The sequence below is a fragment of the Catenulispora rubra genome (assembly GCF_015356825.1).
GTDB lineage: Bacteria > Actinomycetota > Actinomycetes > Streptomycetales > Catenulisporaceae > Catenulispora > Catenulispora rubra.
Genome location: NZ_JAACYW010000392.1, coordinates 1 through 9180 on the forward strand (window position 1 = coordinate 1; position 9180 = coordinate 9180).

At 65.2% G+C, this 9180-nt stretch carries 9 protein-coding genes; 4 read left to right on the forward strand and 5 right to left on the reverse strand.

The features are described 5' to 3' along the window. Positions 1-25 precede the first annotated feature (25 nt). The 3 genes from GWK61_RS49925 to GWK61_RS49935 form a co-directional block, all read right to left on the reverse strand. Positions 26-949: a TauD/TfdA dioxygenase family protein gene (locus GWK61_RS49925; RefSeq protein ID WP_194920863.1), complete on the reverse strand. Its 924-nt coding sequence runs from the start codon at positions 947-949 to the stop codon at positions 26-28. Positions 950-953: 4 nt separating this feature from the next. Next, entirely contained in the window at positions 954-1613 is a 660-nt protein-coding gene (locus GWK61_RS49930) for a TetR/AcrR family transcriptional regulator (protein WP_323748128.1), read from the reverse strand. Between the two features lie 72 nt (positions 1614-1685). Then, positions 1686-2651, reverse strand: a complete 966-nt coding sequence (locus tag GWK61_RS49935; RefSeq protein ID WP_194920870.1) for a phosphotransferase family protein — start codon at positions 2649-2651, stop codon at positions 1686-1688. Positions 2652-2764: 113 nt separating this feature from the next. On the opposite strand from GWK61_RS49935, the gene GWK61_RS49940 reads away from it, so the two are divergent. From GWK61_RS49940 to GWK61_RS49950, 3 genes are all read left to right on the forward strand, one after another. Next, complete coding sequence (locus GWK61_RS49940) at positions 2765-3628, forward strand: exodeoxyribonuclease III (protein WP_194920874.1); 864 nt, start codon at positions 2765-2767, stop codon at positions 3626-3628. Between the two features lie 224 nt (positions 3629-3852). Next, on the forward strand, positions 3853-5196 hold the full coding sequence (locus GWK61_RS49945) for a hypothetical protein (protein ID WP_194920876.1): 1344 nt from the start codon (positions 3853-3855) through the stop codon (positions 5194-5196). Positions 5197-5577: 381 nt separating this feature from the next. After that, complete coding sequence (locus tag GWK61_RS49950) at positions 5578-6300, forward strand: hypothetical protein (RefSeq protein WP_194920878.1); 723 nt, start codon at positions 5578-5580, stop codon at positions 6298-6300. A 153-nt stretch (positions 6301-6453) separates the two neighbouring features. Here the strand turns inward: GWK61_RS49950 and GWK61_RS49955 are convergent, their stop codons facing one another. Both GWK61_RS49955 and GWK61_RS49960 read right to left on the reverse strand, forming a co-directional pair. Next, positions 6454-7074: a hypothetical protein gene (locus GWK61_RS49955; protein ID WP_194920880.1), complete on the reverse strand. Its 621-nt coding sequence runs from the start codon at positions 7072-7074 to the stop codon at positions 6454-6456. 436 nt (positions 7075-7510) lie between these two features. Continuing rightward, complete coding sequence (locus GWK61_RS49960) at positions 7511-7750, reverse strand: hypothetical protein (RefSeq protein ID WP_194920883.1); 240 nt, start codon at positions 7748-7750, stop codon at positions 7511-7513. A 172-nt stretch (positions 7751-7922) separates the two neighbouring features. Between GWK61_RS49960 and GWK61_RS49965 the strand changes: the two genes are divergently transcribed. Next, complete coding sequence (locus tag GWK61_RS49965) at positions 7923-8468, forward strand: PDDEXK family nuclease (RefSeq protein ID WP_194920884.1); 546 nt, start codon at positions 7923-7925, stop codon at positions 8466-8468. Positions 8469-9180: the final 712 nt, after the last annotated feature.

Genomic DNA, 9180 nt, shown 5'->3' on the forward strand with positions numbered 1-9180 from the left:
GCCCCGACCACCCCGCCCGCCCCGCCTACCGAGGCCGGTCACCCAGAATCGCAGCACGCTCCATCACCCGGCGTCGCGGGAAGTAATCACTGACCGCATAGTGCTGCACGGCCCGGTTGTCCCAGAACGCGATCGAACCGGCCGCCCACTTGAACCGCACCTGGAACTCCGGCACCGCGGCCTGCCGGAACAGCACCTTCAGCAGCTCCTCGCTCTCGTCGTCGTCCAGCCCGACGATGTGCGTCGTGAAGATCGCGTTGACGAACAACGTCCGCCGCCCGGTCCGCGGATGGATCCGCACGACCGGGTGCTCCACCGCCGGGTACTTCTCCTGCATCTCCCGGAGCTTGTCCGCGTCCATGCCGAGCCCGAACGGCAGCGTGAAGTCGTGCACCGCGACCCTCCCCTCGATCCGGGCCTTGACCTGCTCGGGCAGGAAGTCGTACGCGGCGGCCATGTCCGCGAAGCAGGTGTCGCCCCCGGCCTCCGGCACGTCCAGGGCCCGCAGCACCGAGCCCAGCGCGGGCTGCTCGCGCCACGTGACGTCGGCGTGCCACACGTTCTCCACACCCGCGTTCTCCGCCCCCTTCTCAAAACGCACGATCTCCGGAACATCGCCCTGCGGCAGGAAGGGATGGATCTCCAATTCGCCCCACATTCCTGCGAAATCCCGATGCCCGGCACCGGTGAGCCGGTTCTGGTCCCGGAAAAACAGGACCTTGAATTCCAGCAGCGCCCGGTCCAGCTCGGCGAATACCTCGGGCGCGATCGGCTCGCCGAGATCGATATCCGAAATCTCCGCACCGATCAGCTGAGTGCACGGCGCGACCGTGATGAACTCGTATGGGTGAGATTCTTCGCCTTCCGGCAGGCGTCGCAGGGCCCTGCGCGGACCGGCGTGGAGCTCGCGGCCGGTGAGGAGGGCTTGGAGGGTGGCGTAGGGGGCCATGGGCTCACTCCTTGTGCGTCGGGTGCTTCGGGTCCGTGGGGTGTATCGGGTCGCACAGGATCGCGGCCCCGGCGGCGACCAACGTCTCGGTCCCGACGCCGGTCCCCGGATGCCGCTCACGATCAGCGAGCGCGGTAATGACCAGCAGCGCCACCAGACGCATCCGTTCGGCGAACACGCCGGGCGGCAGGCGCAGCTGACTGGTCGCCGCCTGGAGACCGGATATCAGAGCTCGGATGCTCGAACCCTCCGGACGCTCCAAGGCGAGCGAAGCCGGGTCGTACTCCGGATACCGCATCGCCTCAGCGAGGAAGCGCAGATACCACGACGAACGCCCGGCCTTCTCGGCGTCGGTCAACGTCTCGGCCAGCGGCTCAACCAGGGCTCTGACATAGGTCAGCACCTCGCCACCGCCGCCGTCACCACCACCACCACCACCATCGGCGTGCGCGGCCAAAAACTCATGCCGCCGCGCATTGATCGGCGTCATCCGATGCTCATACAACGCGCCGACCAACGCATCCCGCGTCCCGAAGTGGTACGCGACCGCCGACGTGTTCCGCTGCCCGGAGTCCGCGGCGATCTGACGCAACGACACCGCCTCGATGCCGTCCTCGGCGAACCGCCGCTCGGCCGCCTCCAGGATCCTGATACGTGCGCTCACGCGGCGCACGTTAACGCGATTGCGTTAAAAGTGGAAGAGCGAAGCCCGAGCAAGCCTCAGCCCAGCTACACCTCAGTCCATCAGGGTCCGTAGCCACTCCAACCCCGCCGCGCTGAACGCCGCCTGGAACGGCCGCAACGTCGGCAGTCCCGGCGGCGCCGGCTGCCGACTCGAATACATGATCAGACCGACGATCCCGACCGCGAAGGCCCGCACCGCCTCCGGATCCGCCCCCGCGAGCAGCGGATGCGCGGTGACGACGCCCGCCAGCTCCGGCCCGCCGTACATCCACACGTTCGGCACGAACAGCGCCATGTCCAGCCACGCCGCACCCCGCGAGGCCCACGGCCAGTCCACGAAGTACACACGGTCGGCGGTGATCAGGACGTTGTCGGCGCGGACGTCCAGATTGACGAGCGTGTCGCCTTCGCACAGCGCCGCCATGCCCTCTTCGATCGCGGCCAGCCGGTCCAGCCGCCCGAGGGCCCACTCATCGAGCCACGCCAAGTCGTCCTCGCCGGCCGCGTGAGCCTTCGCGAGACTGCGCCAACCGTTGAATCCCACCAGATGTTCGAGAACCGGCGGCACGTCGTCGATCGGCGACGGCGTCAGCATCTCGGCCAACTCACCGAGCGCGTCCACGGTCCTGCGCAGCTCGTCCAGATCCCAATCAGGGCCCGGATTCCGGCCGTCGATCTCCTCGAAGACCAGGACCACCCAGCCGTCCTCGTCCAGCGAGCCCAGCAGCTTCGGCACCGGCGCGTGCTCCGGCATCCGCGCGGAGTACTTCGCCTCCCGGCGGTGCATCCCCGGCGAATCAGGGTTCGTCTCCACGCTGACCGCCTTGACGAACGCCCGCCGCCCGGTCGAGGTCCTCAGCCGTACCGCCGGCCCCGGCGAGAACCCGCCGGTCTGCGACACGGCCTCGACCACCTCTCCCCCGCCCAAGAGGTCCACGACGCGGGCTCTGAGGTGTTCCGGCACGGCGGTCCACGGCGCGCGCACGCCGCTGGCCGCGGGGAGTGGTCGTCTCGTCATTCAGGCATGATGCCGGGGATGCCCGGCGGGCGTCATCTCGATTACCTCGAACGCGCCGGTCACCGCCCCGCCGATGGCCGTGACCGTCCCCGGCGCCCGTTACGCTGGTGCGCGTGCTGACCGTCTCCACCGTCAACGTCAACGGCATCCGTGCCGCCGCCGCCAAGGGCTTCACCGAGTGGCTGAACGCCACCCCGGCGGATGTCGTGTGCCTGCAAGAGGTCCGGGCCGAACCGGACCAGTTCCCGGCGCACCTGCGCGCGCCCGAAGGCTGGCACACGCTCATCGCCCCGGCCGCCACCAAGGGCCGCGCCGGCGTCGCCCTCTACAGCCGCATCGCCCCCACCACCAGCCGCATCGGCTTCGGCGACCCCGAATTCGACACCTCCGGCCGCTACGCCGAGATGCAGCTCCCCACCGTCACCATCGGCAGCCTCTACCTCCCCGCGGGCGAGGTCGGCACCGACCGCCAGGCGGAGAAGGAACGCTTCATGAAGGCCTTCCACACCCACCTCACCGCCCTGACCACCGAGGCCACCGCCACCGGCCGCGCCATCCTGATCTGCGGCGACTGGAACATCGCCCACCAGGAAGCCGACATCAAGAACTGGAAGGCCAACCAGAAGAACTCCGGCTTCCTCCCCGAGGAACGCCAGTGGCTCACCAGCGTGATGACCGACGCCGGCTACGTCGACGTGGTCCGCACCCTGCACCCCGGTGTCGAAGGCCCGTACTCATGGTGGAGCTTCCGCGGCAAGGCGTTCGACAACGACAGCGGATGGCGGATCGACCTAGTTTTGACAAGCCCCAATATCGCACAAACTGCCACGTCGGCGGTAGTGGAGAAGGCTGCGACCTACGCGGAGCGGTGGTCTGATCACGCTCCGGTGACCTGCACGTTCGACTGGGACATCGCGGCAGTACCCGCACCACGCCGCCCGGTTGAGGACGTAAGTGCTGACGTGACGACCAGCTAAGTCTCCGGGCTGGCCATTTGGCCGGCCCGGGCCAGAAGCCTCGGCAGCCTATGACGAGGCCGCGGCAACCCCAGTTCCGTTGTGACAGCACCGAGCAGCCTGTTACGAATACCAGACCCCGTGGACGTTCCGTCCGGGCCAAAGTCAGGAGCGCCGCCAAGGCGCGGAGGCCATACTGCCTGCAACCATGCAAGCCGAGATCGAACAAGCTGCAAAGGTTCACGATGGCGAGAGAGCTCGCAGGACTACTTCGCACGCTGCAGCACGAGGTGCGCAGCAAAGGCGATCCCAGCTCACCACACGGTCGCGGCGGAAAGATTCCTACGCACTTGGCAACAGCTGAGGCCAGCTGGTTACAGGTCGACCGCGACGCTGCTCAGCTCATCGACCAGCTAGTCGCTGCGCTGCTCGACGACGAACACTTCGAGTACCTTGCCGGTAAGGCCGACGCTACCGTTTGGGAATTCACGTGCAAGTGCGCACTCGACCGGCGCACCGATCACGTGAAGACATTCATGAGAGACCACCGCCGCGACCTTGAGTCTTTCACTGTGCAGTTCTCAGTCGATCACTTGACGGTGGCCAGCCCTGAGCTAGTGGGCGACGTCGTACTCCTCCCCTTGCCGGACGCATCGACCCGCGAGGGACAACACCTCCGCCATGATTCTGCCGCAGGATGTATGGCACAGCTCGAGGTGACTGGAACAAACTCGATTCGAGCGATCGAGCGTGGTCGTGAGCGGGCCCGGCATGCTCTGAGCCTTCTCCGCCTGAGCCTGGCCGACATGAACGCGCTAAACCAGAAGCAGTTGCGGTTCCGCCTCGGAGAGATGTACCTCACCGAGGGATACGAAGGATTCAGCCGCCATTCCGACGTGGCGTACGGGATGGACTTCCCTAAGCCCATCATCGAGGTATTTCCGACCTTCAGGCCGCTTGATATCCCATTCAACAACGGCACCGAGATCGAGACGCGTATCGGCCTGGCTCTGTCGTGGATCGATGCCGCCTACATGGATGCAAGCCCAATCCATCGCATCGGCTTCCTCTTCACCGCCCTGGAAGCAATACTTGGCGACTCATCTGAAGGCCTAAAGGCGCCAGCCCTCGTGTTCTACCGCACTGCCCTCGGCCACATCGTTCGAGGACACTTCCCAGACCCGAACCGGCTGTACTACCTCTACGACCGCGTCCGCTCGTACGCGACCCACGGCGAACCCACGCCCGACGTGAGCGAAGACGACGTCTCCTATCTGAACTGGAACATCCGTGAGACGCTGCTCGATCTCGTGAGCTTCTCCAGAGAGCGCAACTTGACCAGCCGGAAGAAAGTACGGCAGGAACTCTTACGGGACGGCGTTGACCAACTCACCCTGGATTTTCTCCGCTCACATGGGCCGCAGGAATGGTGGGGCGAATGGTCGCCTGGCCCACCGCAGCGCAAAAGCCAGCGTGAGCAAGAACTAGCTGCCAAAGTCGAATCACTTGAGACAGAGCTGGACATGCTCAAAGAGCAGCGAACTCCGCAGCAACAAAGCAGCACAACGATACAAGAACCAGGGGCCTAACATCGCCGCCCGCCGGTAGCTCGTCTGGGCTACCGACCTCAGATCGGATTGCCGAACCGTGTCAGTTGTCCCCTACCCCGATGACGACGAACGGCGTCCCAGCCCGTGAATCGAGCAGCAAGCCGCCATCGTTTCGCGAGGTCCTTCCGGCAAGAGTGAGATAGACGAACACGGCCGCGACCGGGGCTCGGATCCACAGCCGAGTGAACGGTGACAGTGCGGACGCGACGCCGGCCCTGCCCACAGGTGTCATTCGTGTCGACGTGGACCGCCCGACGACGCGATCGAAGTCGCCGCCTCGTTATTGGGCCCGCTGAGCGTGCCGTGGTCCTACCATGGGCGGGCCCTCACTTCTCAAGTTCGAGTCCTGCGGAGCGTGCTGTGAACGTTGACTGGACGTCACTGTTAGGCCTGAGCACGGTGTCGGCGTTCGTCGCGGCCGTCACATCCGGCGCGATCAAGCTGTGGGGCGATGCGCGGCAGCGCGACTCCGAGGCGAATGCGCGCAGCGAAGAGCGGGTCCATCAGCAGTACCTACGTGCGGAACAGGCGCACGCCGATGCCCGGCCGGAGTACCTCCCGCGTGTGGCCTCGATCCTGGACTGGATCGAGCACGAGGCGCTGTCGATTTACGGTGGCGAGGTCGACTACACCGGGGAATTCTCCACCAAGCCCGAGCTAACGTCGGTCGTTGAGGTTATCCGCGCACTACGGGATGTGGAGAAGCTGCACCCTACGAGCGGGGTCCGGGTCTCCGCCAGCGCACTACGCTCGCGCATCGACAGCTTCTACAACGATTACGATCCGAACCGCGTACACGCCGAACCCGAACACTTCCCAAGTCCCGCTGCCTACCGCCGCTTCATGGAGATCGAACCACCCCTGGACCAGATGCGGACGTGGCTGAAAGATGCTGAGCAGTTGGTCGAGCTAGTACATCTACCACCGGTTGGTGACGAACGGTCCGTTCTAACCCAGCAGCGCCCCGAACCAGTCGGCCAGTCCAAAAGGCGGCGCCTGCGAGCTGGACGTCGCAAGGACGCTATCGACACTGGGGCGGGCCCACCGAGCACACGTGACCGAACAGAAGGCTTTGCAACGTGACCAGGTGGCTAATGACCGTGACCGAATATCGGGCGGCATCGCACGCCACCCGTACGTCGACGCGCCCGGCCAAGCCGACACTGGTGTGCAGTGCCGCGACCGTCCTCCTCGCGGGAATGTTTGGCTTCGCCGCCCCTGAGGCCGTTCCTGGCTTTACAACGGCACAGAGCGCCCGTAGACGAACGGCAAAGAAAAGTCGGGCGGGGGTACGGTGCCGGCCAGCCCACAGGCGGCGATGACGTGAGTGTACGAGCCTTCGGCCAAGGTCTCGGCACTGCATTGCCGGCGAGAGCCTGCCATCTCGCATTGGAAACCGACGGCGGCGTGATTGCGCACGTGAGCAAACGCGTCGTTGGGAAAGTCGGCGCGAACGGCGTACCACTGCCCCGCGTGTTCGGATGTCGGCAACGCAGCGGCGGTTTCCGGCTTCATGGGCAGGAAGAGTTGACCGTCGTGGTGGCGGATGATGAGCACCCGATCCAAGTAGTCGCACTCATCTGGTTGCGGACTGTTTGCGTCGAGCCACGCAATCCCGTCTTCCCGAGTTCCCGGTCCCCACAGGTACTCGGCCGGGTACCGCGTGGTCTCGTACCACGAGTCATACGAGGTGATATCGGGGTCGGACAAGCGGCTGCCGGGCTCCCAGACGGCTCTGACGACAGCGAACTCAAACTTGTCGTCGCCTTCGGTTTCATCGCGAAGCACGTCGGCCTGGCTCACGTAGATTTCCGTGCCGTCCTTGCGCCACGCCATGGCCACGACCGATCGTTTCAACGGCGCTGGATAAAACCGGCCCCCCGGGGTCGGTACCCCCCCACAACTGGTTGATGAACTCCTGTAGGTCGTAGAGACCGCGGGCTGCGTCGACCGGGCCAAGCAGTTGGTAGGAGGTCGGATGTGCCACCGCGTTCCGCAGGTCCGCCAATGCCGACTGAGTAACCTGGCTGCGCTGTCCGCGGAGGATCTTTGCCGCACGTGCCCACTGGTACAAGCCAAAGCCAAAGAGCATTCCGTTGAACGGAATCGTCTCCGGGCCCGCCGCGATCTGGAGTTCCAGCTCCCATTTCTCTTGGTGACGTCGTGTACTTCCTCGTACCGGGTAACCGGTACGCGGTGAGCGAGACCCTGACGGTCGACAAAAGTCACGGTCCCCTGGTGGTAGTCGATGAAGCGGTCGCGAAGCGCCTGCTCGACTACTAGGAGGGCGTGATCATGAACGAGGGGTGAACAGGTCGTAGCACATGACGCCGTAGCCGAAGACCATCCGGAGCCGATCGAAGCTCCGCCGCGTACCGTCGGCCACGGCCGGATCGAGTTCGAGGCTGCCGACGACTTCCTGCTGGTACCTCGCCGCGTTCTCGGGCTTCATCTTCGCTCCAAGCCCCCAGGAGGTGAAGTGAAGCGTCCGATCATCCGGCTCTCTGAGCTCATCCCACGTCTTGATGTTCATGGCTTCCTTCGGCAAGGTGAGGGGACCCTACTCCATATTCTCGACCCGTGAGGCTCATCAGCTCTGGAGTTTTCGGGTCGGGTTCCCTGACGGCACGATCGAGAAGCGTCGCAAGTCGGCCCAGGGCGTTCCGAGTCGGGAGGTTGTCGTACTCGAGGTGCATGCTGGTTGGGTGGAGATCCCGCCCGCCGGCTGGCGTAAGAGTGCGATTCACCCGCGTAGGCAGTGGCCGCGGGAAGTGAGAGACTTCGTGCCGTGGCTGGCGTCCAACATCAACCAGCTTGGTGCGCTGTTGGACTGCGACCTGACGGTCGTTGCACGCGGGCAAGTGATGTGGGAAGCGACCGCGATACGCCCCGACCTGGTGGCGCAGACGGCCGATGGGGACCTCGTACTCATCGAGGCCCAACTCGGCCGCAGCGACAATCGACACCTCGGCCAGCTGTTGGTCTACGCCGCCGCTGGCGGCTTCTCGCAGCTGGTCTGGGTGATCGCCGACATGAGCGACGTGCCAGCCGTGGACCCAAACCACGCACGCGCTATAGCGCTGCTCGGCAAAGCGCTGACCCCATTCGGGATCACCGTCGCGATGGTGGAGGCAACCGTGGAAACCGATTGGTATCCCCCGCACGCCGACCCAGGCGCCTTCGAGATGACGCCCCGGCTGTGCTTGGTCGACCTGACGTCAGCGGCGATGCCGCGCTACGACTACCGCTAGCCGGACCGGCCAAGTCCGGCGCGATCAACGGCCTCAGCTATGGCCTTGGCCCGCTGCTCCAACCAGTAGTCCGTGGTACGTCGCTTTGCATCGGCGCTCTCTAGGAGCAGCGGGTCAAAGACGCACCAACCGACGCAGCGCCAGTTCCGCTTCGTCAAGGAGTTCCCGAGGTCCCGCCAGGCATCCATCCACACCGGGAGTACCCATGGCCACTCATTGGTTCCGTTAGGCCGGGCCCACGCTACGACCGCGGCATCTTCAGCGGGGCCGCCCGGCTCACGGCGGAGTTGGGCGTACGGCGCGTCAATGACTCCGCGCGAATCGCGAGTGGCACGGACTACAACGTCCGACGCCACGAGGTCGACAGTGACCGGTAGCAACGGCGGCGGGTGATGCCATCCGGACGGCAGATTGGCGTACGTTGGGGCTGGTGGAACGGGCATAGTCGAACATTAGTACGATCATGGCGTGATGTCGCGCCGAGGAACGTGCGGGTCGTCGATGCGACGTGACTCGATGTTTGGCACCTTGACTCGATTGGCGGCACCAAGCCGGACCATTCTGGACACCAGTTGAGGTCTAGAGCTGTGCCGTGACGCGTTAGTTGTCACCTGGCCATGCGATCTGTCACCGTGACGGGATCTTGATGCCGGTGTCGATGGCGTGGGCAAGCTCGACGGCGCGCTGGCCGAGTAGTGCTCGTAGGTCTGCG

Excerpts from the sequence above, each read along its gene's own strand:
- GWK61_RS49925 (WP_194920863.1), bottom strand. The coding sequence starts at position 949 with ATGGCCCCCTACGCCACCCTCCAAGCCCTCCTCACCGGCCGCGAGCTC.
- GWK61_RS49935 (WP_194920870.1), bottom strand. The coding sequence starts at position 2,651 with ATGACGAGACGACCACTCCCCGCGGCCAGCGGCGTGCGCGCGCCGTGG.
- GWK61_RS49945 (WP_194920876.1), top strand. The coding sequence starts at position 3,853 with ATGGCGAGAGAGCTCGCAGGACTACTTCGCACGCTGCAGCACGAGGTG.
- GWK61_RS49960 (WP_194920883.1), bottom strand. The coding sequence starts at position 7,750 with ATGAACATCAAGACGTGGGATGAGCTCAGAGAGCCGGATGATCGGACG.